The organism is uncultured Arcobacter sp. (genome assembly GCF_937982575.1).
Taxonomy (GTDB): Bacteria; Campylobacterota; Campylobacteria; order Campylobacterales; family Arcobacteraceae; genus Arcobacter.
On the sequence record NZ_CALJLR010000006.1, the window covers coordinates 104,505 to 130,523 of the forward strand.

At 28.6% G+C, this 26,019-nt stretch carries 24 protein-coding genes; 15 read left to right on the plus strand and 9 right to left on the minus strand.

The window, feature by feature from the left end; translation table 11 throughout:
* Window positions 1-40: 40 nt before the first annotated feature.
* The 3 genes from Q0617_RS05620 to Q0617_RS05630 are packed head-to-tail and all read left to right on the plus strand — an operon-like array spanning window position 41 to window position 3,961.
* Window positions 41-1,222 (plus strand): aspartate aminotransferase family protein, encoded by a 1,182-nt coding sequence (locus Q0617_RS05620; protein ID WP_298751397.1) that lies wholly within the window; start codon window positions 41-43, stop codon window positions 1,220-1,222.
* The gene (locus Q0617_RS05625; protein ID WP_298751398.1) at window positions 1,200-2,399 is read left to right on the plus strand and encodes a TolC family protein; all 1,200 of its coding nucleotides are present in this window, start codon (window positions 1,200-1,202) and stop codon (window positions 2,397-2,399) included. Before Q0617_RS05620 ends, Q0617_RS05625 begins: the two co-directional genes overlap by 23 nt.
* Before the next feature lie 44 nt (window positions 2,400-2,443).
* Window positions 2,444-3,961, plus strand: a complete 1,518-nt coding sequence (locus Q0617_RS05630; RefSeq protein ID WP_298751399.1) for a cache domain-containing protein — start codon at window positions 2,444-2,446, stop codon at window positions 3,959-3,961.
* Window positions 3,962-3,966: 5 nt separating this feature from the next.
* Here Q0617_RS05630 and pyk read toward each other — a convergent pair whose 3' ends face one another.
* Complete coding sequence (gene pyk / locus Q0617_RS05635; RefSeq protein WP_298751402.1) at window positions 3,967-5,415, minus strand: pyruvate kinase; 1,449 nt, start codon at window positions 5,413-5,415, stop codon at window positions 3,967-3,969.
* A 94-nt stretch (window positions 5,416-5,509) separates the two neighbouring features.
* Between pyk and Q0617_RS05640 the strand changes: the two genes are divergently transcribed.
* On the plus strand, window positions 5,510-6,517 hold the full coding sequence (locus Q0617_RS05640) for an SAM-dependent methyltransferase (protein ID WP_298751404.1): 1,008 nt from the start codon (window positions 5,510-5,512) through the stop codon (window positions 6,515-6,517).
* 4 nt (window positions 6,518-6,521) lie between these two features.
* On the opposite strand, the gene Q0617_RS05645 is transcribed toward Q0617_RS05640, so the two are convergent.
* Together Q0617_RS05645 and Q0617_RS05650 are read right to left on the minus strand one after the other, a co-directional pair.
* On the minus strand, window positions 6,522-6,896 hold the full coding sequence (locus tag Q0617_RS05645; RefSeq protein ID WP_298751406.1) for a DUF779 domain-containing protein: 375 nt from the start codon (window positions 6,894-6,896) through the stop codon (window positions 6,522-6,524).
* 96 nt (window positions 6,897-6,992) lie between these two features.
* The gene (locus Q0617_RS05650) at window positions 6,993-8,489 is read right to left on the minus strand and encodes an aldehyde dehydrogenase family protein (RefSeq protein ID WP_298751407.1); all 1,497 of its coding nucleotides are present in this window, start codon (window positions 8,487-8,489) and stop codon (window positions 6,993-6,995) included.
* Window positions 8,490-8,730: 241 nt separating this feature from the next.
* On the opposite strand from Q0617_RS05650, the gene Q0617_RS05655 reads away from it, so the two are divergent.
* Window positions 8,731-10,620, plus strand: coding sequence for an FIST N-terminal domain-containing protein (locus tag Q0617_RS05655; protein WP_298751409.1), 1,890 nt, complete (start codon window positions 8,731-8,733; stop codon window positions 10,618-10,620).
* Window positions 10,617-11,276, plus strand: coding sequence for a response regulator transcription factor (locus tag Q0617_RS05660; protein WP_298751411.1), 660 nt, complete (start codon window positions 10,617-10,619; stop codon window positions 11,274-11,276). The genes Q0617_RS05655 and Q0617_RS05660 overlap by 4 nt, the downstream gene beginning before the upstream one ends.
* Window positions 11,277-11,292: 16 nt before the next feature.
* Here the strand turns inward: Q0617_RS05660 and Q0617_RS05665 are convergent, their stop codons facing one another.
* The 3 genes from Q0617_RS05665 to Q0617_RS05675 form a co-directional block, all read right to left on the minus strand.
* On the minus strand, window positions 11,293-12,270 hold the full coding sequence (locus Q0617_RS05665) for a PAS domain-containing protein (protein ID WP_298751413.1): 978 nt from the start codon (window positions 12,268-12,270) through the stop codon (window positions 11,293-11,295).
* Window positions 12,271-12,444: 174 nt separating this feature from the next.
* Window positions 12,445-13,290 (minus strand): YitT family protein, encoded by an 846-nt coding sequence (locus tag Q0617_RS05670; RefSeq protein ID WP_298751415.1) that lies wholly within the window; start codon window positions 13,288-13,290, stop codon window positions 12,445-12,447.
* Window positions 13,291-13,347: 57 nt separating this feature from the next.
* A complete protein-coding gene (locus Q0617_RS05675) occupies window positions 13,348-14,220 on the minus strand; it encodes a GyrI-like domain-containing protein (RefSeq protein ID WP_298751417.1) in 873 nt (290 codons plus the stop codon).
* A gap of 106 nt (window positions 14,221-14,326) precedes the next feature.
* Here Q0617_RS05675 and Q0617_RS05680 point away from each other — a divergent pair, with 106 nt between their 5' ends.
* From Q0617_RS05680 to Q0617_RS05695, 4 genes are all read left to right on the plus strand, one after another.
* The gene (locus Q0617_RS05680; RefSeq protein WP_298751419.1) at window positions 14,327-15,436 is read left to right on the plus strand and encodes a PLP-dependent aminotransferase family protein; all 1,110 of its coding nucleotides are present in this window, start codon (window positions 14,327-14,329) and stop codon (window positions 15,434-15,436) included.
* Between the two features lie 74 nt (window positions 15,437-15,510).
* Entirely contained in the window at window positions 15,511-15,711 is a 201-nt protein-coding gene (gene thiS / locus Q0617_RS05685; RefSeq protein ID WP_298751421.1) for a sulfur carrier protein ThiS, read from the plus strand.
* A complete protein-coding gene (locus Q0617_RS05690; protein WP_298751424.1) occupies window positions 15,711-17,795 on the plus strand; it encodes a molybdopterin-dependent oxidoreductase in 2,085 nt (694 codons plus the stop codon). Before thiS ends, Q0617_RS05690 begins: the two co-directional genes overlap by 1 nt.
* Complete coding sequence (locus Q0617_RS05695) at window positions 17,779-18,114, plus strand: YraN family protein (RefSeq protein ID WP_298751426.1); 336 nt, start codon at window positions 17,779-17,781, stop codon at window positions 18,112-18,114. Before Q0617_RS05690 ends, Q0617_RS05695 begins: the two co-directional genes overlap by 17 nt.
* On the opposite strand, the gene Q0617_RS05700 is transcribed toward Q0617_RS05695, so the two are convergent.
* Together Q0617_RS05700 and Q0617_RS05705 are read right to left on the minus strand one after the other, a co-directional pair.
* The gene (locus Q0617_RS05700; RefSeq protein ID WP_298751428.1) at window positions 18,109-19,518 is read right to left on the minus strand and encodes a chloride channel protein; all 1,410 of its coding nucleotides are present in this window, start codon (window positions 19,516-19,518) and stop codon (window positions 18,109-18,111) included. The genes Q0617_RS05695 and Q0617_RS05700 overlap by 6 nt on opposite strands.
* Before the next feature lie 92 nt (window positions 19,519-19,610).
* The gene (locus Q0617_RS05705; protein ID WP_298751429.1) at window positions 19,611-20,288 is read right to left on the minus strand and encodes a DUF502 domain-containing protein; all 678 of its coding nucleotides are present in this window, start codon (window positions 20,286-20,288) and stop codon (window positions 19,611-19,613) included.
* Window positions 20,289-20,379: 91 nt separating this feature from the next.
* Between Q0617_RS05705 and Q0617_RS05710 the strand changes: the two genes are divergently transcribed.
* Window positions 20,380-21,987 carry a cation:proton antiporter gene (locus Q0617_RS05710; protein ID WP_298751431.1) on the plus strand — a complete coding sequence of 536 codons (1,608 nt, stop codon included), beginning with the start codon at window positions 20,380-20,382 and terminating at the stop codon, window positions 21,985-21,987.
* Here Q0617_RS05710 and Q0617_RS05715 read toward each other — a convergent pair.
* Window positions 21,984-22,604 (minus strand): CBS domain-containing protein, encoded by a 621-nt coding sequence (locus tag Q0617_RS05715; protein ID WP_298751432.1) that lies wholly within the window; start codon window positions 22,602-22,604, stop codon window positions 21,984-21,986. The genes Q0617_RS05710 and Q0617_RS05715 overlap by 4 nt on opposite strands.
* 254 nt (window positions 22,605-22,858) lie before the next feature.
* Here Q0617_RS05715 and Q0617_RS05720 point away from each other — a divergent pair, with 254 nt between their 5' ends.
* Genes Q0617_RS05720 through mqnE form a run of 4 tightly spaced genes read left to right on the plus strand, consistent with a single transcriptional unit; the run spans window position 22,859 to window position 26,011 of the window.
* Entirely contained in the window at window positions 22,859-23,971 is a 1,113-nt protein-coding gene (locus Q0617_RS05720; RefSeq protein WP_298751434.1) for a pyridoxal phosphate-dependent aminotransferase family protein, read from the plus strand.
* A 14-nt stretch (window positions 23,972-23,985) separates the two neighbouring features.
* Complete coding sequence (locus Q0617_RS05725) at window positions 23,986-24,633, plus strand: carbonic anhydrase (protein WP_298751436.1); 648 nt, start codon at window positions 23,986-23,988, stop codon at window positions 24,631-24,633.
* Window positions 24,630-24,947: a hypothetical protein gene (locus Q0617_RS05730; RefSeq protein ID WP_298751438.1), complete on the plus strand. Its 318-nt coding sequence runs from the start codon at window positions 24,630-24,632 to the stop codon at window positions 24,945-24,947. The genes Q0617_RS05725 and Q0617_RS05730 overlap by 4 nt, the downstream gene beginning before the upstream one ends.
* 2 nt (window positions 24,948-24,949) lie before the next feature.
* Window positions 24,950-26,011 (plus strand): aminofutalosine synthase MqnE, encoded by a 1,062-nt coding sequence (gene mqnE / locus Q0617_RS05735; RefSeq protein ID WP_298751440.1) that lies wholly within the window; start codon window positions 24,950-24,952, stop codon window positions 26,009-26,011.
* Window positions 26,012-26,019: the final 8 nt, after the last annotated feature.

Sequence of the window (26,019 nt, forward strand, 5' to 3'; positions counted from 1 at the left end):
TTTCGATATAATAAAAATATTTATTTAGGAAGTTTATAAAATGTTAGAAGAATTAGATAAAAATTATGTATTAAATACCTATGCAAGAAATTATGTTAACTTTAAAAGTGGAAAAAATGCTACACTTTTTGATGATAAAGATAATAGTTATATAGATTTTACTTCAGGTATAGGTGTTGTTAGTGTTGGTCATGGCAATAAGCAAGTTGCTGATGCTATTTATGAGCAAGCAAGTAAAATTACTCATATCTCAAACCTTTATGCAATCGAACCCCAAGCACTTTTAGCCCAAAAAATTGCTCAACTTAGTGGGCTTGATATTGCAACATTCTTTGCAAATAGTGGAGCAGAAGCAAATGAAGGTGCCATAAAAATTGCAAGAAAATATGGACAAACAAAATTTGCAAATAAAAAATATAAAGTTATAACTTTAGAGCACTCTTTTCATGGAAGAACTATCACAACAGTAAGAGCAACTGGACAAGATAAGTTTCACTCTGTAAACTTTTCTCCATATCCTGATGGATTCTCATACAATAAGCAAATCAATGATATCTATAACTCAATAGATGAAGAGACAGTTGCTGTTATGTTAGAACTTGTGCAAGGAGAAGGTGGAGTTCAACCTTTTGAAAAAGAAGAGATTCAAAAACTAGCAAAATTTTTAAAAGAAAAAGAGATCTTACTTATAGTTGACGAAGTTCAAACAGGAGTATATAGAACAGGTGAATTTTTAGCCTCAAATCTATATGAAATAGAACCAGATATCATAACACTTGCAAAAGGTTTAGGTGGTGGAGTTCCTATTGGTGCAGTTTTAACTACACACAAAGATATTTTCTCTCCAGGAGACCATGGTTCGACGTTTGGAGGTAACTTTTTAGTAACAAGAGCCTCTTTAGAAGTTTTAGATATTTTGGATAAATATAAAGATACAGGTGCCCTAGATGAAGCAATTATCTATTTTGAATCAAAAATAAGTGCTATTTTTGAAAAATACCCTAATATCTTTAGCTCAAAAGTTGGTCTTGGACTTATGAGAGGACTTAGAGTAAAAGATGAAGAGACTTTAGCTGCTATTATTAAAAATAGTTTTGAAAATGGTGTACTTGTTTTAAAATCTGGAAGAAGTACTTTAAGACTTTTGCCAGTACTTACTATTACAAAAGAAGAAATTGATGAAGGATTTAAAAGGTTAGATGATGCTATCTCTAAGATTTAAACTATCACTAGCAACTATTTTTTTTCTTGCTAGTTCTTCATTTGCAGCTCAAACGACAGATAAACTTGATGACTCAATTCTTTCAAAAAAGAGATTAGAGATTTTTGATTTATCAAAAGAGCAAATTGAAGAAGATAGTTCAAAACTCAAAAAAGATTGGATAAATCCAATCATGTATACTTACTCAAAAGTATATGGAGAGACTTATGATACTGAAAAATCTTTAGTATCAATAGATCAGCCTATTTTTAAAGCTGGTGGAATTTATAAAGCTATAAAATATGCAAATGCCACTAGACTTTATTCACATTTGGATTTAGATTTACAGAAAAAAGCTCTTATAAAAGATACTACTACACTGCTTTTTAATATACATAAATTAATATTAGAGATAAAAAAACAAGAGCTTTTAGTAAAAAATGGACAAATAGATATTCAAAGAAAAAAAGAGCAAGTATTTAATGGCTTTGCAGATACATCAGTCCTTGATACTGCAATTTTAGATACAAATACAAGTAAAAATGCTTTGGCTGAATTAGTTTATCAAAAAGAGGAATTAATAAATCAATTTAACACTTATGCAGAGGGTGATTATACAAGTTTTGAATTACCAAAATTTAAGCTTTTAGAAAAAGAATCTTTTATAAAAAACAATCTAAACATCCTAAAGTCAAAAGCAGATATATCTAGTAAAAATGACTATACATGGATGACCATATCAAAATATCTTCCAACAGTTAGTGCAACTTTTGATTATACAAAATATCACGATAGTAATAACCCTACTATCAATATAGATCAAAGTGTTCAAAACTACGGTATAAAAGTTACAATGCCCCTTGATACAAGAACATATAACGATATACAAAGTACAAGAATAGATTATCTAAAAGCAAAACTTGATTTTGATAATGTAATTTTAGAACAAGAGAATTTCTTCAAAAGTAAACTATCAAAAATAAAAATGATAGATTCAAAAATAACTATTGCAAAAGATGATTATGAGTTATATAACTCTTTATTGGATGTAATTGTAGAAGAAAAAGAGGCAGAATTAAAAACTCAAAGTGATGTTGATACCTTGCTTAACTCTAAAAAAATAAGAGAATTAGAGCTTAAAATTCTGAGCATTGAAAAGCAAATTGAGTTACTTGAAATATATTCAAAAATAAGTTAATAATTATAAACTTTATCAGACGTTTTTTTATGATATAATTTTAAATGAATAAAAATGAAGCAAATATAATCAGATGGATGTTACTTCTTCCAATTATTGGTGTAGTGTTAACATCTTTTCTACTTACAAATATTTTTATATCTTCAAAATATACTTCCCATGAAAAAGATATTGAATACCTAGAAAATACCCATAAAGAAAATTTAAAAGTTAAAATAAAAGAGAGAATTGAAGACCTTTCTCTATTTTTATCAAATAACAGTACAAGCAAGGATAAAATACTAACTTTTATAGATAAACTTAACTTTTCTGATGAAAGTTATATTTTTGTAGTAGATGCAAATAAGACTACCCTTGTACATAAAAATAAACAAATATTAAATATCCCCTTTGAATTAATAGAAGATGAAAAAATAAAACAGACTATTACAAAAGTTGTTGATACTGCTTTAAATGAGGGCAGTAGCTTTCTTGAATATACTCAATCAAATAAAATTTTTAAAAATTTTAAACAATCAAAAAAAATCTCTTTTATAAAATATATCCCAAATTATGATTTCATAATAGGAACTGGTTTGTATACTGATGATTTAGAAGAAGAGATAAATAGATTTGATGAAAATTTACAAACCAAACTAAGTGAAGATATTAAAAGCATACTTTTAATATCATTTTTAATTACGGGAAGCGTAATATTTCTACTTCTATATTTATCAAAGAAATTAAAGAATATCTTTGATTTTTACTCAAAAAAACTAGCCCAAAGTAATCAGGAGCTGGTACATTTAAATAATAGTTTAGAAGAAAAAGTTGAGAACCAACTCTCTGTTATTAGAGAAAAAGATATTGCTCTTAATCAGCAATCAAAAATGGCTGCTATGGGTGAAATGCTTGGAAATATTGCCCACCAATGGAGACAACCTCTATCTGCAATTAGTACACTAGCAAGTGGTCTAAAACTAAAAAGAGAACTTGGTGATTTAAATGAATCTAACTTAGAAGATGATTTAGAAAACATTGTGCAAACAACAATTATATTATCAAATACAATAGATGATTTTAGAAACTTTTATTCAAGAGATAAAAAAGAGACAGAATTTTTCATAAGCAAAACTATACAAAGAGTACTAAATTTAGTTTCTGCTAATTTAAAAAATAATGATATTGAAATAGTCTTAGATATAAAAGAGGTAAAACTATATACTTTTGAAAATGAACTCATCCAAGTTTTATTAAATATTATAAATAATGCAAAAGATGCACTGCATAATATAAAAAATAAAAGATATATTTTTATAAGTTCTTATGAAAATAATGGAGTATTAATAATAAAAATTTATGACAATGCAGGTGGAATAGATGAAAAAATTTTACCTCGTATCTATGAACCATATTTTACAACAAAATTCAAATCTCAAGGTACAGGAATAGGTCTATATATGAGTAAAAATATTGTTGAAAGTAACCTAGGTGGTAAAATCTTAACTAGTAATATTAATTTTAATTATAAAGACAAAGATTTTTTTGGAGCTTCATTTGAGATAAAATTACCACTCAAATAAGAAGATTATTTCTTCTTACTTGGTAGATTTAAATAGTACTCAATCTCACCTTCTGTTAGGATTTTGATAGTATTTGTACTTCCAGGAATACCAGCTGGATATCCAATAGTTGCTATATATGGTCCAGATTTGTCAAGTAAATTTCTTGATTCTAAATTTTTCAGCATCTTTTGAATCATCTTAGATGCCTGTCCTTCTTTTATTACACTAATAGGATAAACACCCCAAATAGCACATAAAGAGTTTAGAGTTTTTACTTCATGAGAAAATGCTAAGATTTTTGTTTTTGGTCTATATCTTGATATCTTCATAGCTGATTTTCCTGAACTTGTAAGTGCTAAAATACCTTTTGCATTTAAATCATCAGCAAGTTTTGTAACTGTTCCTTGAATAACATCAAATTCATCTGTATACTCAAGTTTATCATGCTTATCAAAGTTATAAATCTCTTCTGTTTTTGCAATAATATTACTCATAGTTTCAACTACATTGATAGGGTCTGTTCCCACAGCACTCTCTTCAGAAAGCATTACAACATCAGTTCCATCTAAAACTGCATTTGCAACATCAGAGATTTCTGCTCTTGTTGCTCTTTCATTTTCAGTCATTGATAGAAGCATTTGAGTTGCTGTAATTACAGGCATACAAGCTGCATTTGCTTTTTTGATAAGTCTTTTTTGTATAGTTGGAACTTCATAATAAGGAACTTCTATACCTAAATCACCCCTTGCAACCATAAGCCCATCACTAGCTTCTATAATTTCATCAATATTTTCAACAGCATCAAACTTTTCAATTTTTGCAATTAACTTTCCATTGTATCCATTTAAAAGCTCTCTTGCATGTTCCATATCTTTTTTGTTTTGTACAAATGAAATAGCAAAATAATCAACTCTGTTTTCTACTCCCCATGCAATATCTATCTTATCTTTTTGGGTAATAACATCAATATCAATTACAGTATTTGGAAAGTTTACACCTTTTCGTGAACCTAATTTTCCATGATTTTCAATTTCTGCTTTTACTTGAACTCCAGTTTCTATAACCTTTGCTCTTATAGTTCCATCATATAAATAAATATATTCATTTATTTTTACTTTATCAAGTAATTCTGGGTAGTTTAGTGAAGCTACATAAGTATTTTCTGTTTCTTGATAACCCACTATATCTTCTTTTACAAATCTAATAGTGTCACCTTTTCTTAATTCAAAAGGCTCTTTTAAATCCCCAATTCTTACCTTTGGTCCAGATATATCTTGTAGAATAGCTACTGTTGTATTTAAGTTTTCCATTGCTGTTCTAATATTATTTAACGTGTTTAAATGATACTCATGACTTCCATGTGAAAAATTAAGTCTAAACATATTTGCACCAGCTTTAATTAAACCTTCAATTATTTCTAATGTATCACTTGCTGGGCCTAATGTTGCTAATATTTTTGTTCTTTTATCCATAATATAATCCTTTCATATTTATTTTGTCATTATAGCACAATAGCAGTTACACTCTAGTAACATTTTATAAACAGATTTTAGATAAACTACGCCCATGAAAAAAAAATTTAGTGATTATTTTAACAATTGGCTTTATGGACAAGATGGTTATTATACAAAATATAAGGCTATTGGAAAAGACGGAGACTTTTTTACTGCTGTTTCAACTTCAATGTTTTTTGGTGGAAGCATAGCTAAAAAAATCGTTGATACTATATCTAAAAATGAATTACCAGCCAATACTACTATTTTAGAAATTGGTGCCCATCACGGCTATTTATTGGCTGATATTATACAATTTATCTATACCCTAAATCCAAAACTTCTTGAAACTCTAAACTTCGCTATAGTTGAAAGGTTTGAACATCTTCAACTTGAGCAAAAAGAGTATTTACAAAACTCTTTTGGAAATACTATAAAGGTTGATTTTTATTCTGATATTAGTGAAGTAAAACTTGACAATGCTTTTATTGTAGCAAATGAGATTTATGATGCTTTTGCTTGTGAATTAGTTTATACAAAAGATGAAAAACTCCAAACTGCAAGTGTAATAGATGATAAGATTATATTTGAAGATTGTTTTGATGAAGATATAAAAACTAAATGTAAAAAATACAAAATCACAAAAGGTGAATTAGCCTTAGGATATGAAGAGTTTGCAAAAAATATTTGTACAAATATCAAAAACTTTCACTTTCTTACCTTTGATTATGGGGAAAAATATCCAAGAAATGATTTCTCATGTAGGGTTTATTCTAATCATGAAGTTTTCCCGATATTTGATGAAAATATTGAATTAACTAAACTTTATAAAAACTCAGATATTACCTATGATGTAAACTTTTCTCAAGTAATTGATAGTTTTTCTGATATTTGTAAATGCGAGGTTGAATATCAAACCCAATTGAAAGCTTTAGTAGAGTTTGGGATTTTATATTTACTTGAAATTTTACAAAAAAATGTAAGTGAAGAGAACTATTTAAAAGAGGTTCAAAAAGTAAAAACTTTACTTGACCCAACAGGTATGGGAGATAGGTTTAAAATGCTACTTATTAAAAAGTAGCATTTTAATTTAAATCTTCTATTTCTTTATACTCTTCATCTGTAAAAATTCTAGATCTTGTAATAAATTGATAACCTAAATCTATTTCCAATGAAAAAGAGTTTCCAAAAGCAGCTTTTTCTTTTTTTACGTCAATAGTTATATGTGAATGCTTAAAATATTCAAATTGATCTTTATCTATAAAAAATTCACAGCCACAAATTTCACCCATTTTTATATTACGACTTGGAACATAAAAATCACTTTTAGCATAACACATAGGAGCTGTTCCATCACAGCATCCACCACTTTGGTTAAATACCAACTCACCTGTTTCTTCTTTTAATCTCTCTATTACCTCAGCAGCAGCCGGGGTTACAGATAATCTTTCAGTTGCCATATTTTTCCTTTTCCTATTTTTATTCTTCTAGCAAAAAAAAATGCATAGAAGAGATTCTTCTATGCATTTTAAAATTATTTACTTTAAAGTAAAGGCCTAGAAAAAACCTAACGCATTTTTGCTGTAAGAAGTTAAGATATTTTTTGTGTGTCTATAAGAGTTTAACATCATCATATGAGTTTCTCTTCCGATTCCTGATTTTTTATATCCACCAAATGATGCATGAGATGGATACATATGATAACAGTTAACCCATACACGACCTGCTTCAATCCCTCTTGAGAATTTATGTAATTGATGTGCATCTCTTGACCAAACACCAGAACCCAATCCATAAATAGTATCATTTGCAATAGCTAATGCTTCATCTTCATCTTTAAAAGTAGTAACAGCAAGAACTGGTCCAAAAATCTCTTCTTGGAAGATTCTCATTTTATTGTGACCTTTAAATAGTGTTGGTTGAATATAGTTTCCATTTGGATATTTTTCACTTTTATATTCATCACCACCGATTAATAGTTCAGCACCCTCTTCTTTACCAATTCTGATGTAATCCATAATTTTCTCTTTTTGAGAAGTTGAACATTGAGCACCCATCATACACGTAGGATCTAAAGGATCTCCTAATTTGATAGCTTTAACTCTCTCTAATACTCTTGCCATAAATGGCTCATAGATTGACTCTTGGATTAATGCTCTTGAAGGACAAGTACAAACTTCCCCTGAGTTAAATGCAAACAGTACAAGACCTTCAATAGCTTTATCAAAGAACTCATCATCAGCATCCATTATTGATTCTAAGAAGATATTTGGTGATTTTCCACCAAGTTCTAATGTAGATGGGATAATGTTTTCTGTAGCATATTGCATAATAAGTTGTCCAGTTGTAGTTTCACCTGTAAAACCAACTTTTTTGATATCTGGATGAGTTGATAAATGTTTACCAATTTTTCCACCAGCACCATTAATGATATTTACTAAACCTTTTGGAAGAACACCTTGAATTGTTTCCATTAACATCAAAATTGACATTGGAGTTGCAGATGCAGGTTTTAGTACTACTGCATTTCCAGCTGCTAATGCAGGAGCTATTTTCCATGCTGCCATTAATAAAGGGAAGTTCCAAGGAATAATTTGAGCAACAACACCTAAAGGCTCATATACTTCTTGAGAAATTGTATTTTCATCTAAATCAGCAACAGAACCAGCTTCTCCTCTAATAACAGAAGCAAAATATCTAAAGTGATCAACTACTAAAGGTACATCTGCTGCAAGTGTCTCACGTACTGCTTTACCATTATCTAAAGTTTCAGCAATTGCCAACGCTTCAGAGTTAGCTTCAATTGCATCTGCAATTTTATTTAACATAGTAGATCTTTCAATAACAGAAGAGTGTTTATAAGAATCAAAAGCTACCATTGCTGCTGCAACTGCTGCATCTACATCTGCTTCATTTGATCTTGGAATTTTAGTTAAAACTTCACCATCAACAGGAGAAAGATTTTCAAAATATTCACCACTTTTTGGAGCTATCCATTCTCCACCAATGAAGTTCTCATATTGAGATTTATATGTTGGTTTTACGTATGCCATTTTTTTTCCTTTTGTATTTAAATTAATGTCAAAATATGAAAAATTTTGATTACCAGAATTTTTCTGTATCGAAATCTTACATGAATTTTATAGCCTGAATATAGCGAAAAGTATAGCATGAATATAGCGTTGATATTTTTCTTATAAAAGCCCATTTTAAAGTATTTACAGCATTTAAAGTCTATTGAAAATTAGCCTATTTTTTTATAAAAAAATTAATATTTTATGCTACAATATTTTTATGAATACTTATAACTATACATATCAAAATAATTCATTTAAAAAAGAGATAGATTATTCTTTATTTAAAGATGAAAAAAATATTCTAATACAAATTTTTTGTGGACAAAATGAAAATACTTTACAATATCTGACTAATCTATTAGTCAATAATTTACCAAATGCAATTATTCTAGGAACCACAACAGATGGAGAGATAAAAGATAAAAAAGTCTCTACTTTTAAAACAGTTATTTCGATATCTATATTTGAAAACACTTCTATAAAAGTCTCTATGAAAGAGGGTACTAACTCTTTTAATAGTGGATATGAAATAGCAAAAGAGTTAGTAACTGAAAAGACTAAACTTATCATTACATTTACAGATGGAACAAGTACCAATGGAGAAGATTACCTAAAAGGAATTACTGCTTTTAATGAAGATATCATGGTTTGTGGCGGAATGGCTGGAGATAATGGACACTTTAAACAAACCTTTGTATCTTGTGGAAAAAAGATTATAAGCTGTGGAGCAGTTGCTGTATCACTTAATTCAGATACTCTTCAAGTATTCAATGACCACAAGTATGATTGGTCACCTATTGGAATTGAGCATACTATTGATAAGGTAAAAGGAAATAGAATCTATGAAATTGCAGGAATGGATGCAATAGCCTTTTATGAAAAGTATCTTGGTAGTTCTGATTCATATACAGAGTTTCCACTAATAGTTCAAAGAAATGGCATCTCTGTTGCACGTGCTGTTCTTACAAGATACCCAGATGGAAGTTTTGGATGTGGAGGTAACTTATATAAAGGTGATAAAATAAGACTTGGATTTGCAAATGCAGAGATGATTATGAAAAATCCCGTAAAATATTTAAAAAATATAAATAACTATCAAGCAGAGACATTTTTCATATACTCTTGTATGGCAAGACGAAGATATATGCAAAGTCTAATCAAAGTTGAAATTGAACCTTTTGCATCCATTGCTCCAACTTCTGGTTTTTTTACCTATGCAGAGTTTTTCCATACAAATAAGAAAAATGAACTTATGAATCAAACTATTACCCTAGTAGGATTAACTGAAAATACTCAACATACAAGAGATAATTTAATAAAACCAAATAAACTAGTAAATGAAACAGAAAGCTCTTATGCAAAAACTATTCAAGCACTAACAAACTTGATACAACAAAGTGCAAAAGACCACAATGAACAATCAAAAATATTAGAAGAGCAGATGAAATATTCACAAAATATTCTAAAAAATCAAAAACTTTTTTTAAGACACGCAGTTCATGAAACCAACACTCCCTTATCTGTTATTATGAGTAATATTGAATTATATGAAATGCAGTATGGCAAAGATGAATATCTTTCAAATATAGAAGTTGCAATGAAGAGTATTTTTTCTATTTATGATGATTTGAGTTATCTTGTAAAAAAAGACCAAGTAGATTACAAGGTTTATTCACTGGATTTAGTTGATTTTGTACGAAGTAGAGTCTATTTTTTCAAGAGTGTAGCAACTCAAGTCTCATCAAAATTTAACTTAGAGTGTAATTGTGATGAGATGAAGATTAATTTTAGTGAAACAAAACTCCAAAGAATAGTTGATAACACCCTATCAAATGCCATAAAGTATACAAACAATGGTGAAGATATAAATGTAAAGGTAGAAAAAATCAATACCTTTTTTAAATTTACAGTTTCAAGTCATTCAAAAAAAATACAAGAGCCAGAAAAAATATTTGATGAATACTATAGGGAAGAAAAATCAAAAAATGGTTTTGGATTAGGATTAAATTTAGTTAAAAGAATTTGTGATGAAGAGGGAGTTATTATAAATGTTACTTCTGATTTGGATAATACAAGTTTTACATATATATTTAAGGCAAATAAATGAAAATACTACTACTAGAAGATGATATTATGCTAAATAATGCCATTACCCAATATCTTAAATCAACAGGACATGTTGTAATTTCAGTTATGGATGGTAATCAATGTGTGGAAACTCTAAAAAATGAGAAATTTGATTTACTTGTTTTTGATATAAATGTTCCAGATACTGATGGACTTACTATTTTAGAAGATTTGCATAAACAAAAAAGGATGGTTCCTACTATATTTATATCTGCACTTATTGACATAGAAGATATCACTAGAGCTTTTGATATAGGATGCCATGATTATTTGAAAAAACCCTTTCATTTAAAAGAGTTGACTCTTAGAATTAATAAAATCTTACAAACAAGACAAGTTCCCCAAGAGCATAAAAGATTATCCAAATCATATAGCTATGACTCTAAAAATATGGTTTTATTATTTGATAATGAGCCACAAATACTACCAAAAAGACAAATACAAATCATAGATTTACTCTCAGCAAATAGAAGTTTAGTTTGCAATTATGATATGTTTAGAGATTATGTTTGGAATGATGATTACATAGACAATGCTACTATTAGAGCTGAAGTAAATCGAGTAAAAAAAGTACTAAAAGAAGACTTTATTATAAATATTAGAGGAATTGGTTATATGATTGAAAGACCAAATTAACCAATTTCTATAGATATTACTCCCAATCTAGTAATCTTTTATCACCTTCTAGTTTTCTTATATCTGTCACATCTTGGGACATTTCAATTACACCTTTGTAAACTTTATCTTCATCTCTTACTGCAAAATATCTAATATGTATAAATTTGCCTTTAAATTGAATCCAAAACTCAGCAGTATCTTGACGACCTGCTTTGAACTCTTCAAGTATTTTCAAAACTTGGTCAACACTCTTTGGTGGATGACAAAACTTTACTTCTCTACCTATAATTCCAGCACTTCTAGGAAAAACTCTATCTTCTCCCCTATTATAAAATACAACTCTGTCATTTTCATCTACATAAGTAATATCAACAGGTAAAAATTTAAATATAAAGTTAACTTGTTCTGGTGTTAAATATCCTTCATCATAGTGAGTTCTATCTTCTAATGAAAAGGGTAATTCTCTTTTTTTCTTATCCAAACTTGGGTGGATATAATCCTCTTGCTCAGGCTCTGCATATCTAACAGGAGTCTTTGACAGCATCCAACCTATCTCTTTGTCTCCCTCATACATCTCTTTCCAATCATCCTCTTTTAATAAATTCATAGCATTTGGTAAAAGACGTTGTTCTTCTACAAGAATAAGTTGAGATAAACTGTTATATATAGTGATTACATCATTTAAGATATTTTCTAAATCTTTGTTTTCTATACTTTTTCTAGCAATCTTTATTTCATCTCTAATTTGATCATGGAAAGCCCACATACCTGTACTTGGATTTGTCCAACCATATTTTTCCAAATAAGGAAAAAGCTGATTTTCTTTTCTTGCAAAATGTTTTTCAACTTCACTTATTTGATTAAAAATATTATAGAATTTTTGGAAATCAACTTTTATATCAGTTTTAAATAGTTCTTCAAAGAGCTCTTTTATAAGATTATTTTCTTCAACATAAACTTTTACAGGGTGTCCATCAGGAAACTCATCAATATAATTTGTTAAATTTTGCATATATAAAATACCTTTTATTTTTTGATAATATAACTTAATAAAAAAAGTATTCAATGATATTAATCAATGGCTTGTCTATTTTCAACTGTACATTTAGATTATATTTTCTATTTTCATATTTTAGAAACAATTGTTATTTTAAGTAATATATAAACGTAAAATAAAAGATTAAATTTATATTTTCACTCCTCTTCCTAGTATCTCAGAAGCTTCAGTTATAACTAAAAATGCTTCTGGGTCATGCTTTGAGATAATATCCCTTAATAGTTGTATTTTATTGGCTTCAACTGTTATAAATATTACATTTTTTTCTTGACCTTTATGTAAACCTACACCACTTACAATTGTGCCATGTTCTTCAATTTTTTCTCTAATATGTGGAATTAAATCTTCAATCTTATTTGATACAATATTAACTATTTTTTTAGAAGGGCGTCCTGTTAAAACCATATCTATAACTTTTGAAGTTATGTAAACTCCCAACATACTATATAGAGACTTTTTTATATCTCCATATACAAATATTGAACTAATTAAAATAAGTGCATCTATAGCAAGTAAAACCTCAGCTACCTTAAACTTGGTTTTTGAAGCTAAAATCTCACCTAAAACAGATGTACTACCTGTGGAAGATTTGCCTTTTATAATAAGTCCTACTCCTAAACCTATAAAAATACCTCCAAATATAGCTCCAAGAAGAATATCATCAACTAAAGGTTTTAACTCTAACACTTCTTTAAAAAAGTCCGTAAAAAAGGAGAGTAAAATCATTGTTATAAAAGTTTTTAGAGTATATTTCTTGCCATAATAAATAAATCCCAAGGCAATAAATGGAACACTTACCAATGCAATATACATACCTAAAGTTAGTGAAGGAAAAATAAAATGAAAAAGTAAAGCTATACCAATACCACCACCTGTAATAATCTCATTGGGAGATAAGAGAGTTACTGCTCCAAAAGATAAACAAAGTGCTCCTATTAAAATATAAAGATATTCTATTAAATATTTTTTTTTCACAATAATCCTATAATAAATGAATTTTTGGGATTATACCAATATTAAATTAACAACTATTTATACATGTGTAATTGGCAAATAATAATCCAAAATAAATTTTTCATCATCTTCTAAAAAATGATTCTTTTCATATATTGTATAAGAGGGGGTTGTTTTAGTTTCATATCCACTATTTAATAGCCAAGTGTGATATAACCAACGCATAAACTTCAGCATATCTCCATAAACACCTTCAAGATGAAACTTTGCATAAACTCCTTCTGGTATTAAAAAAGTAGGAAGGGATGAGTCTAAAATTTTATCTTGCTCTTCTAATACAACACAAGCTATATATTGGCATTTGTCAAGTGGTGTAATTACTGGATTGTCATGAAGTAGCCCTATTTGTTTATAGTTTTTAATATCTTTTATTAAAGTCCAAGCATAAAGTTTTTGCCATGTCTTTCTTATATTTCTATCATAGCCATCATGTCTTATATAATATGCCTTTAACCTTGGCATTTTTACAATTTTTGGCTCAAGATTAAAATCATATATATCTAAAGAGTCAATTGTCTTTCCTAGAATCTCTTTTGAATACTCTTTATAACCATCTTTTTTCCACTTTTTAGGAGTACAATTAAATCTTTGTTTAAAAGCTCTTATAAAAGAGGTTTGGGAACTATACCCACATAGAGAAGCTACTTGTGTTATAGTTGAGTATCTATTTGTTATAAGTAAATTAGAAGCTTTTTGCAATCTTATAGCTTTTATTGATTCATAAATATTTTTTCCAAACTCTTCTTTAAAGATGCGGTGCATATGAAACTTGCTAATATTTAAATCCATACTCAATGTATCTAAGTTTATATCAGTATCAATATATTGATAAATATAATACATAACATTGTTTGCTATCTTTACTCTTTTTTCTAATGTCTCTTTTTTCATTAAATATTATATTATATTTTTAGCAAGAATAGATAGTTTTTACAGCAAATAGTGTAAAGAACTAATTCTTTAATTCATATATTATTATATAAAAAAAGAGGATTAAATGAAACGTTCATTTATAAGAGAAATACTAGAAGCAATAGATGAAGAGACAATATCATTTGCAGGAGGATTACCAAACAGCTTATTATTTCCAGTTGATGATTTAAAGTCATCTGCAAATAATATTTTAAAAAAAAGAGATGTTTGGCAATATAGTTTAAGTAATGGAATAAAAAGTTTAAGAAAAAAAATTGCAAAAGAGTACTGTAAGGAAGGCTTTGAAACCACAAGTGATAATATACTTATCACAACAGGAAGTCAGCAGGCTTTATATATCTTAGCAAGATATTTTGAAAAAAGATCTATAGTTTTAGAGGCTCCATCTTATCTTGGAGCAATCAATACCTTTAAACTAAATAATTTAAAAATGAAAATTGCTTTATTAAAAACAGATGGGATAGAAATAAAAACTTTTGAAAAAGCTTTTGAAAAAGCTAAATTAGCCTATTTGATTCCAGATTTTCAAAACCCCACAGGTACCACTTACTCTAAGAGCAAAAGAGAAGAAGTAGCAAAAATAGTTAAAAAAAATAATGGTTTAATAATAGAAGATAGTCCTTATAGTGAACTTTTTTTTGAAGAAAAAAACAGAAGTATAAGTTCTCTTATTCCAAACAATAGTTTTCATTTGGGCTCATTTTCAAAAACACTCTCTCCATCACTGCGAATTGGCTGGATAAGAGCAAGTAAAAAGTTGATACAAGAACTTTTAGTAATAAAAGAGAGTATTGATTTGCATAGTTGTGGTTTATCTCAACACCTTTTAAATGAGTATCTAAAAGATGATAAAAAATATCAAATGCATTTAGAAATTTTGAGAAAATTTTATAAAGAAAAATCAGAATACTTTTGTAAACAGTTAGATACCTATCTTCCAGAATTTTCCTATATAAAACCAAAAGGCGGGATGTTTGTATATGGAGAGTTTAAAGGAATAGATAGTTTTGAACTTTTAAATAAGTGTATGAAAAAGAAAGTTGTATTTGTACCTGGCTGTGAGTTTTATTTAAATAATAAAAACTTCTATGAAATAAGATTTAATTTTACAAACTCTAGTCTTGATGATATTACAAAAGGAATAAAAATTATTGCAGAAGAGATAAGAATTTAATTTCTTCATTTGATTTAACATAAAGATATTTTTGATAAAATCTTTATTTAAATAAACCTAATGGGATAATTATAATGAACCTTATAATAAATGGGGAAGAGAAAACATTTCAAGAGGGAATCTCTCTACAAGAAATCATCACTTCACTTCAAATAGAAGATAAAGTAATGGCAGCCGCTATTAATATGGAAATTGTTAAAAAAGATGACTGGAACAACTGTAGACCTGCCAATGACGATAAGTTAGAACTACTACAATTTGTTGGAGGTGGTTGATGAGTATGGTTGCTGATATAAACTCTGTTTGTACATATTGTGGTACTGGTTGTGATATTACAGCTCAAGTTCAAGATAACAAAATACTAAAAATATATGCACAAAATGATGGATATGTATCTCAAGGTAAACTTTGTATTAAAGGTTCTAAGGGATATGGATTTGTTGATTCACCAGATAGAATTAGAAACTGTAGAGTTAAAAAGTCATTTTTAGAAGATAATTTAGAAAAACTACCTCGTGATTTAAAAGCTAGAGCTAAGACTTTAAAAGAGTTTGATGAAGAGTATTATGAAACTCCTTATGAGTTTACAACTTCACTTGCTGCGTGGAAACTTCTACAAATAAAAGAGAAGTATGGAAGACATGCCTTTTGTGGAATGGGAGGAGCTAGAACATCATGTGAAAGCTCTTATATGTTCCAAAAATTTGTAAGAGAGGGTATGGATTCTCCCCATGTGGATAACTGTGCTAGAGTTTGTCATAGCCCCAGTCTTAAGGGTATGAAGATGCTCATTGGAGAAGGAGCTGCTACTAATCCTTTTGATGATATTTATAAAACTGAAAATATTATTGTAATGGGTTCAAATACAACAGAAGCTCACCCTATAGTTGCCAATAGAATTTTAAAAGCAGCAAAAACAAAAACTGCCTCATTGTCTATTATTGATGTTAGACAAATCCAACTTGGAAAGTATGGAGAAGAGTTAGTTATTCCATATGAAGCTAATCTTTTAGTTTTAAATATGATGGCATATGTAATTCTTTCAGAAAAGCTTTATAACAATGACTTTATTGACTCAAGATGCAAAGGTTTTGAAGAGTATAAAAACTCTATTTTAAATGATAAATTTGCAAATCCAGAGTTTATGAAAGAAGTAAAAGGTTATGAAGTTTTAGCTGAGCAAATTCCAGTTATCGCTAGACAATATGCTACAAAAAAATCTATGTTTTTCTGGGGCTTAGGAATAACTGAGCACCTTGATGGTTCTTATGCTGTTATGGCTATAGTTCATCTTGCAATGCTTACTGGAAATATTGGTAAAGAGGGTGTTGGACTTATGCCACTACGTGGTCAAAATAATGTTCAAGGTGCCTGTGATACAGGATGTTTACCATACTTTGACCCAGATTATAAAACTCCAAAAGAAATAGGTCTTATGACTCCACAACTTATGGATGAGATGATTGATGGAAAAGTAAAAGCTATGTATGTTATGGGAGAAGATATTGCTCATATTCACCCAAACCAAAACAAAGTTCATAAAGCAATTGCAGAACTTGAACTAATTATTTCAAATGAACTTTTTGTAAATGAGATTACTAAATTTGCAGATATTATTTTTGGTGTAAAATCTGCCTATGAAAAAACTGGTGTTTATGTAAATGCCATGAGAAGACTTCACTTATCTCAACCTCTTGTTCAAGCTTCCATGCCAGATGATTGGGAAGTATTAAGAGATATTGAAAATAAAATCAATGGCGACTTTGATTATGCAACAAGTGAAGATGTGTGGAATGAAGCAAAAGAAGCAGTTGGAACTAGATACAGTGGTGCAACATATCACAAACTATCAAAAAATAGAAATAGAGGAATGCAGTGGCCAATAACTAAAGATGACACACCTATTTTGCACCTTGATAAGTTTAGAACTGAAGATGGAAAGGGTAATTTTAAATATCACCAATACCAATTAAGAGAGCAAGTTGAGAAACTAGTAAAAGGAATAAAAACTCCTAAAAATGAGTTTTATTTAACTACGGGAAGAACAATAGTTCACTATAACAATGGTGCTCAAACAATCCAATCTGAAGCTTTAAATTCAAGATATGATAAAGATATAGTTTTAGCTTCAAAAGAGGATGAAGAGAGAATTGGTTCAAAAGAAATCATCATGAAAAATGAGTATGGTGAGACAGCTATTATGCCAGTAAAGTTTGTAAAAACGATCAAGCCTGGAACTTTGTTTACAACTTTCCACCATGCAAGTTCAAAAGTTAATTATATTTTTGGTGATGAAGCTGATGAGTTAATCATGACTGCCAGATTTAAATCAGTAAAAGTAAATGTCTACCCAGTATAAAGGTAAATATGCAGAAAAAAAAGCTTGTGAGTATCTAAGCTCACAGGGCTTTAAAATAATTGAACAAAACTTTTTTGCCAAAAAAATAGGTGAGATAGATATTATCGCTTCAAAAAATAAAACATATCATTTTATAGAGGTTAAATCAGGTCTTGAATATGAAACTGCTATAAACAATATAACTCCTTCAAAACTATCTAAAATCAAAAGAAGTATTGACTACTATTTACAAACCAAAAAACTTGATGTTGATTTTTGCATAGACGCAATTATAGTTGTTGACGAAGAGTTAGAGTTTTTAGAAAATATAACTCTATAAATCCTCATCTTTATTTCTAGCTCTTTGCTCTTTTAATTTTGTATAAATTAACTTGACTATTTTAGCCATATTCCCAAAAAACTTAGTTGTATATGTGGCACTTGTATTATGTATCTCTTCTCCTAAGTTCACATCTAAAGCTTCTGATTTTTTCATAGCTAAAAGTTGAGAAGGGAAAACACTTCTATGTCCAGTCATTAAAAAGGCAATAATTATTGATAAAGAGGCATAATGTGCCACATTCATACCAAAAAGTTCAACTGCCATAATCATAGCAGCAATTGGAGCACTTGTTGCACCTGCTAAAACACTTACAAATCCTAAAGCTGCAAAAAGAGGAATATAGCCATCAACTAGCCAGCCAAAGAAGTTTCCACTAGTTGCTCCCACATAAAATATAGGAGTAATAACTCCCCCACTTCCTCCAAAACCTAAGGTGAGTGCTGTGAAAATTGTTTTAAATATAAAAGCATACCAAGGTATATTTTCATGGTATTCAAAACTTGAAGATAAGGAACTTTTGATTGTTTCAAAACCAAGTCCTAAATAATCTGTTCCAAATATTAATGTAAGTATTACAATTACAACCCCACCTAAAAATGCCTTTAAGATATAGTTCATTTTTAAATTACTTGCAAAACTATGAATTACTTTTAAAGCTGTAATAATAAAATCAGCAACAAGACCAAAAAATATTCCACCAAGTAAAATTTTTGCTATTAGAACATAATTAAAATCAAAAACAGTATAGAATGAAATATCAAAATATGTATAACTTATCCCAAACATTTTAGCTACAAAAAAAGCAGAAAATCCAGCCACAATAGAAGGAAGTAAGATATCATACATTAAAGCGCCAACAATTAGTATCTCAACACCAAAAATTGCCCCTGCTAGTGGTGTTCCAAAAACAGAAGCAAACCCTGCACTAATACCACAGATTACCATCTTCTTTTTATCTCTTTTAGAAAACTTAAATAGTGTTGCAATATATGAAGCTGCTGCTGCACCTATTTGAGCACCAGGTCCTTCTTTACCAACTGAACCACCAGAAAAAATTGTTATAACCGTAGCTATAAGTTTCACAGGAATTATTGCTAAATTTATCTCTCCAGATTTTTTGTGAACAGCTTCAATAACTTTTTCTGTTCCATGACCTTCTGCTGAAGGTGCAAACTTTTTTACAATTATTACAGTAATAACCATAGCAAAGGGAAGAGTATAATAATAATCAAAGGGAAGTAAATCTCTTGAGTTTTCACAATACTCTAAAAGTTTTAAAAACAAAGATACGATTACGCCAATTACGGCACCTATTAGTGATGAAATTAAAATCCATTTTGTGATACTTGCAAACATTACAGTTTGCTCAGCGAGATGTTTATGTACGTTTTTATTTGTCATGATAGCTACTTTAAAACAGGTGGTTAAAGAAATCAATTATATCAGAAGAAAAATAATAAAAAGTTTGTATAAATCCTAAAAATCAAAGATTTTTAGGATTCTTGAGTTTTAAGATACTCTTCAATAGTTTTATATTTATCTATACTTTTTGGTTCTGTTTTTAATATATCTGCCATAGATTTTACACCCATTGATAAAAGATATTGCAAATTACTATCAAAAGTGGCCTCTTCAATTACGAAGATTTTACTTTTATGCACTTCAAACATAAAGCCACCATTTGGTATTGGAGTCATTGATAAAGTTACAGTATAGTGATCTTTTATCACACTTTGTTTTGTTGAATACATAAGACCAATATTATAATCCTCTTTTGAAAATCCATGTATAAATACAACTAAAACCTTTTTTTCACCTGATTTTGAAGTATTGAAAATATTTATTAGCTCTTTTATTGTCCCATAACCTGGTATTTTAGAGTATAATTTTTGAACAAAACTCCCCAAACTAGTCTCAACAAAAATTCCAACAACATAAGCAATAAAAATAAGTAAACAAACCCCAACTATAGTCCAAAGAAAAGGAAATTTTTCAGGATTTAAACCAATAATCTCAAACAAGTACCCAGTAACTGCATTTACTTTTCCATATAACCAAAGAATAATAGCTGTAATTGCAACAATTGGAGCTAACCAAAAAAGGCCCTTTAGTATAATTTCTAAAATATGACTTTTCCCATGACTTAAAAACTTTTTAATCCTATTCAACATATTTATCCTTTAGGAAAAATTATAACACTTTTTGTTTACTTTTTATACAAAAAAATAGCTTTTTAGCCTTCTTTTTTGATAATATAAAATTATGGAATCAATACTATTTATTTTATTTATATCACTTGCAATTGCAACCGTTTTAAACATCATCTTTAAAAGATTTAATATATCTCATATACTAGGTTACATCATAACTGGAACCATAATTAGTACTTTATTTAATTTTAATGGTGAAAATGATTTAGATGCTTTAGAGTTAATTGCAGAGTTTGGAATAGTTTTCTTAATGTTTAGTATAGGATTAGAGATGCCTATTGAAAAACTAAAAAGAATGAAAGATGCTCTAATATTTGATGGATTAGCACAAGTAGTTATAAGTGCTATTATAATATTTCTTGTCTCTAAATTTATTTTTTCTATAGATACCAATTCATCTTTGATTATTGCACTTGCTTTTTCTCTATCTTCAACAGCTATTGTTTTAACATATTTAAAACAATCAAAAGATATATATACCCCTTATGGGCAAAGGGCAACTGCAATATTGATATTTCAAGATTTGGCAGTTATTCCTATACTTTTACTTATTAGTTTTTTATCAAATGACACTTTGAGTTTAGAAGAAGTACTTATCAAAACTGCCATCTCAGCTGTTGCTATTATTGTGTTTATGTTCATAATTGGTAAAAAATTAATAGAGTGGCTCTTAAAATTTTCAACACAAACAAAACTTGAAGAGCTATTTTTAGCCTCAGTTTTATCAATAGTAATTGGTACTTCAATTTTAGCTCACTCATTAGGGTTTACTTACTCTTTAGGGGCTTTTATAGCTGGGATGATTATTGCAGATAGTTCATTTCATGTAAAAGTAGAATCAGATATTTCTTCTTATAAAGATTTGCTTTTAGGTACTTTTTTCTTCTCAGTTGGGACAAAAATAGATGTGGCTTTTCTACTTTCAAATATTCACTATGTTCTATTAATTTTTGTTGCTATTATGGCTATAAAAGCGTTTGTGATTTATTTTATAATAAAATTTAAAGAAAATAAAAGTGATTCAATAAAATCTGCCATTGCACTTTGTCAAGTTGGAGAGTTTTCATTTGCAGTTTTTGCCTTAGCTTCTAGTAATAATTTATTATCAGAAGAGTTAAGTAAATTTCTTATTTTAGTAACTGTCTTATCTATGATAATAACTCCTTTTATAATAAATAATATCTACAAACTAGCATCATATTTTGTAGTTGAATTTTATGAATCAGATAAAATTACTCCCATCAACCAAAAGAACCATACCATAGTTTGTGGATACTCAATGCTTGGAAGAATGATTGCAAATAACTTAGAAGAGAAAAAAATACCTTTTGTAATTATTTCAGATGATTTAAGACATGTATTACTAGCAAGAAAAAGAGGCTTTAATGCATATTTTGGACACTTAGATAAGCTACCCGTTTTAGAATCACTTAAAGCAGATGAGACTTCAAGTATCATAATTACTTTAGATAATATAAATAAAATAAGCCTTATTTGTAGTGCTGTATTAGCATACTACAAAGATGCAAATTTAATTGTAAAAGTTGATACGGTTGAAGAAAAGAAGAGTTTAAGGGATTTAAATATAAGCAAGTTTGTATATGCAAATCATGAAGTTGCAGATTTACTTGTAAAAGAGAGTTTAAAAATAAAAGATTAAGACCAAAGTTGAAGTTTTGGAATAGTTGCAACGGCTCTTATAATATCAGCTTTAGAAACAATACCAACTAAAGCATGCATTTCATCCACTACAGGAATTGCATCAAGCCTAAAATCTATCATAACCTTTGCAACTCTTCTAATATCTGTAATTGGATCAGTAGTAATTAGTTCTTTAAAATATATTTCATCAAGTTTTTTCATTAAAACAATATTAGCATCTTGTCCATCTTCAATTATGTGATTTAATATAATCTTTTTATTAATCAATCCTAAAATTTTTCTCTCTCTTGTTAATACAGGAATTTGATTAATATTATTATCTCGTAATTTATAATAAGCATCTTTTAAAGTCTCTTCATTACTTATCTCAATACATTGTCTTGTCATAATTTCACTTACGTGATATACACGTTCACTTGTATCAATGTTTGCTATTTTTTTGTAGGCATTTACAACTTGATGTTTTTTGTCATTTTTCTCATTCATATAGTCTTGAAATGAACTATCATCAGGCTCTAAAGTAGGCTTAGGAGGACCTTCTACCCTTTTTAAATCATATAAGTTATCAACTGTACTTCTAAATCCAACACTTCCATTATCATATATAGCAAACATATCACTTCCTTTTAGTGTTTTGTTAATAGTATCAAAATTTGTTGTAAAATTAATAAAAAAGAAAGAGTATAAGCAATAATTACAACTATCTTAATACTTCCAAAGGAAGTATTAATGTATATTAAATACAGTGATAGTTGAATTTAATCTGAATGATTATATAAAAAATTAGTTTTGTATGCTAACTTAAAAGTGTAGCAAAACCATAGCTATTTAGATTAAATCATATTTTAATATACATTTAAATATAATAAATGACTAAATTTACGGAGATTCTTTTGTACGAAAAAGAACTTAATGCTATTAAAAAATCCAATTTATATAGACAGAGAAAAATATTTGATGAGAATTTAATTGATTTGGCATCAAATGACTATTTAGGCTTTTCATCAAATGAGACACTTTTTAAAAATGCCTATGAAAAAGTTCTAAAACAAAAATATAAATCACCAAAAGCCTCTATTCTTGTCAATGGGTATAGCCCTATTCATAAAAACTTTGAAGATGACTTAAAAAAAGCAAATAATTTTGAAGAGGCGTTAGTAGTTGGTAGTGGATTTTTAGCAAATATCTCTTTAATAGAAGCCTTGGTACGAAAAGGTGATACACTTTTTATAGATGAAGAGTATCATGCAAGTGGAATACTTGCAACTAAGCTTTTAAAAAAAGAGCAAGTTGTTCTTTTTTCACATAATGATTACCATGATTTAGAAAATAAAATAAAAAATAGAAGTTCAACGAATAGATTTATAATTGCCATCGAGGGTGTTTATTCTATGAGTGGAAATATTGCTCATAAAGAATTTTTTGATATAGCTAATAAATATGATGCTTTACTTATCGTTGATGAAGCACATAGTTCTGGTGTTATTGGAGATAATCTTTTAGGAATATTTGATTATTATAATATTAAACCACAAAAAAATCATATAAAAATGGGAACACTAGGAAAAGCATATGGAAGTTATGGAGCATATATTTTAGCTTCAAGTAATATAATTGATTTTTTGATAAATAGAGCAAAAGCTGTTATTTATACAACAGCCCCTTCTTTATTTGATATTGCTTTAGCAAATGAATCATTAAAATATATTTTATCAAATACAAATGAACTAAAAAGAAAAATAATAAATCGTCAAAAAATTGTAAAAGATTTATTAGATATAGATTTAAAATCTTTAATTGTTGCTTATGAAATAGGTAATAATAAAAAGGTTTTAGAAATACAAAAAAAGGTTTTAGAAAAAGGTTATATTGTTGGTGCAATAAGACAACCAACAGTTAAAAGTGCTATTATTAGACTTATTACGAAAATAGACGTTTCAACAAATGATTTACAAAATGTTTGTAATATTATAAAAAAGTAATGTAAGAGGATATCATGCATACTATAAAAAGATTAATTGAGGGAAATGAAAAGTTTAGAAAAGAATATTTCCCATATTTTGAAAAAGAGTTAAGAAAAAGTGTTAAAGAAGGGCAAAAGCCAGAAGTCCTTTTTATAGGATGTTCAGATAGTAGAGTTACTCCTGATTTGATGCTAGATTCACAACCTGGTGATATGTTTATTATGAGAAATGTTGGTAACTTCGTACCTCCATATAAACTTGATGAAGACTTTCATGGAACTGCTGCAGCAATTGAGTTTGCCGTTTCTGTACTTCACGTAAAAAACATTATAGTTTGTGGTCATTCTCACTGTGGAGCATGTAAAGCTTTGTATGATGATATTGTGGATGATCCAACAATGATTCATGTAAAAGTATGGCTAAAACTTGGAGAAAAAGCTAAAGAGCGAACTCTAAAAAATCAAAAATTTACAACCAAAGAAGGTATGTATAGAGCAACAGAGAGAAACTCTATACGACATCAACTTGATAATTTATTAACATATCCAGAAGTTAAAAAAAGAGTTGAAACTAATGAACTTATGATTCATGGTTGGTATTACGACATAGAGACTGGAAATATCGATTATTATGATAAAAGTCAAGATAATTTTAAACCATTGAAGGAGTTTTTAAAATGAGCCAACCAGAAGTAAGGAAACTACCTAAAAAAACCATAATTATTATAGTAATATTAACAATCTCATGTATTATTGGATATTTATTAATAACACTTTCAAGGGATGCTAAGATATCAGAAGTTTTAAATTCACTTGGATATAAAAATATTAGCAGTATAAAAGTTTATAGTGTTTCACAAGTTGAAGATGAAAAAACTAAACTACGAAGTAAGTTGTTTAAAGTAAGTTTTACTAATGATGAGACTAATCAAGAGTGTTATGGTTTAATAAATGAATATAATGGAAATTTTAAAAAAGAAATAGAGTGTAAGTAAATATGAATATTATAGATAAATTAGAAAGAAATGAAAGACTAAATTACGAAGAAGCAATAGGTCTATATGATTTAGACCTATTTGTTTTAGGTAAATATGCAAATAAAATTAGAGAAGAAAAACATGGTAGAAAAAGCTACTTTAATATAAATAGACATATAAATCCCACAAATATTTGTAAAGATGTATGTCAGTTTTGTGCATATAGTGCAAGTAGAAAAAACCCAAAACCTTATACTCTAAAACACGAAGAGATTTTAGACGTAGTTAAAAACTCATCATTAAATGGTATAAAAGAGGTTCATATAGTCTCTGCTCATAATCCCCAAACTGGATTAGAGTGGTACTTAGAAATTTTCAAAAAGATTAAAACTGCCTATCCACAAATTCATGTAAAAGCATTAACAGCAGCAGAAATTCATTTTTTAAGCGAAGAGTATAATAAAAGCTATGAAGAGATTATTGATCTTATGATTGAGTATGGTGTTGATTCTATGCCAGGTGGTGGAGCTGAAATCTTTGATGAAAAAGTTCGAAAGAAAATCTGTGGAGGAAAGGTTACTTCACAACAATGGCTTGATATCCATGAACTTTGGCACAAAAAAGGTAAACAGAGTAATGCAACAATGTTATTTGGACATGTGGAGTCAAGAGAAAATAGAATAGACCATATTTTAAGACTTAGAGACTTACAAGACAAAACTAGTGGATTTAACGCATTTATTCCATTAGTTTACCAAAAAGAGAATAACTTTTTAAAAGTAAAAGATTTTCTTACAGGACAAGAGATACTAAAAACAATGGCAATCTCAAGAATTTTGCTTGATAATATTTCTCATATAAAAGCATATTGGGTAACTTCAACTGTAAAACTAGCTCTTGTAGCTCAAGAGTTTGGAGCAAATGATTTAGATGGAACTATAGAAAAAGAGTCTATTCAAAGTGCAGCGGGAGCAGCAAGTGCAAATGGTCTTCCTATTGGTTCATTTGTTGATTTGATTAAAAACTCTGGATTTACTCCCGTTGAGAGAGATTCAGTTTATAACGAATTAAAAGTTTGGTAAACTAGAGA

Bases quoted from the DNA above. Each gene is read 5' to 3' on its own strand.
- Q0617_RS05680 (WP_298751419.1), top strand. From the start codon at position 14,327: ATGAAACGTTCATTTATAAGAGAAATACTAGAAGCAATAGATGAAGAG.
- Q0617_RS05620 (WP_298751397.1), top strand. From the start codon at position 41: ATGTTAGAAGAATTAGATAAAAATTATGTATTAAATACCTATGCAAGA.
- Q0617_RS05665 (WP_298751413.1), bottom strand. From the start codon at position 12,270: ATGCAAAATTTAACAAATTATATTGATGAGTTTCCTGATGGACACCCT.
- mqnE (WP_298751440.1), top strand. From the start codon at position 24,950: ATGAATATTATAGATAAATTAGAAAGAAATGAAAGACTAAATTACGAA.
- Q0617_RS05705 (WP_298751429.1), bottom strand. From the start codon at position 20,288: ATGTTGAATAGGATTAAAAAGTTTTTAAGTCATGGGAAAAGTCATATT.
- Q0617_RS05700 (WP_298751428.1), bottom strand. From the start codon at position 19,518: ATGACAAATAAAAACGTACATAAACATCTCGCTGAGCAAACTGTAATG.
- Q0617_RS05650 (WP_298751407.1), bottom strand. From the start codon at position 8,489: ATGGCATACGTAAAACCAACATATAAATCTCAATATGAGAACTTCATT.
- Q0617_RS05675 (WP_298751417.1), bottom strand. From the start codon at position 14,220: ATGAAAAAAGAGACATTAGAAAAAAGAGTAAAGATAGCAAACAATGTT.
- Q0617_RS05730 (WP_298751438.1), top strand. From the start codon at position 24,630: ATGAGCCAACCAGAAGTAAGGAAACTACCTAAAAAAACCATAATTATT.
- Q0617_RS05630 (WP_298751399.1), top strand. From the start codon at position 2,444: ATGAATAAAAATGAAGCAAATATAATCAGATGGATGTTACTTCTTCCA.
- pyk (WP_298751402.1), bottom strand. From the start codon at position 5,415: ATGGATAAAAGAACAAAAATATTAGCAACATTAGGCCCAGCAAGTGAT.
- Q0617_RS05640 (WP_298751404.1), top strand. From the start codon at position 5,510: ATGAAAAAAAAATTTAGTGATTATTTTAACAATTGGCTTTATGGACAA.
- Q0617_RS05710 (WP_298751431.1), top strand. From the start codon at position 20,380: ATGGAATCAATACTATTTATTTTATTTATATCACTTGCAATTGCAACC.
- Q0617_RS05690 (WP_298751424.1), top strand. From the start codon at position 15,711: ATGAGTATGGTTGCTGATATAAACTCTGTTTGTACATATTGTGGTACT.
- thiS (WP_298751421.1), top strand. From the start codon at position 15,511: ATGAACCTTATAATAAATGGGGAAGAGAAAACATTTCAAGAGGGAATC.
- Q0617_RS05655 (WP_298751409.1), top strand. From the start codon at position 8,731: ATGAATACTTATAACTATACATATCAAAATAATTCATTTAAAAAAGAG.
- Q0617_RS05725 (WP_298751436.1), top strand. From the start codon at position 23,986: ATGCATACTATAAAAAGATTAATTGAGGGAAATGAAAAGTTTAGAAAA.
- Q0617_RS05715 (WP_298751432.1), bottom strand. From the start codon at position 22,604: ATGTTTGCTATATATGATAATGGAAGTGTTGGATTTAGAAGTACAGTT.
- Q0617_RS05695 (WP_298751426.1), top strand. From the start codon at position 17,779: ATGTCTACCCAGTATAAAGGTAAATATGCAGAAAAAAAAGCTTGTGAG.
- Q0617_RS05660 (WP_298751411.1), top strand. From the start codon at position 10,617: ATGAAAATACTACTACTAGAAGATGATATTATGCTAAATAATGCCATT.
- Q0617_RS05625 (WP_298751398.1), top strand. From the start codon at position 1,200: ATGATGCTATCTCTAAGATTTAAACTATCACTAGCAACTATTTTTTTT.
- Q0617_RS05720 (WP_298751434.1), top strand. From the start codon at position 22,859: ATGACTAAATTTACGGAGATTCTTTTGTACGAAAAAGAACTTAATGCT.
- Q0617_RS05645 (WP_298751406.1), bottom strand. From the start codon at position 6,896: ATGGCAACTGAAAGATTATCTGTAACCCCGGCTGCTGCTGAGGTAATA.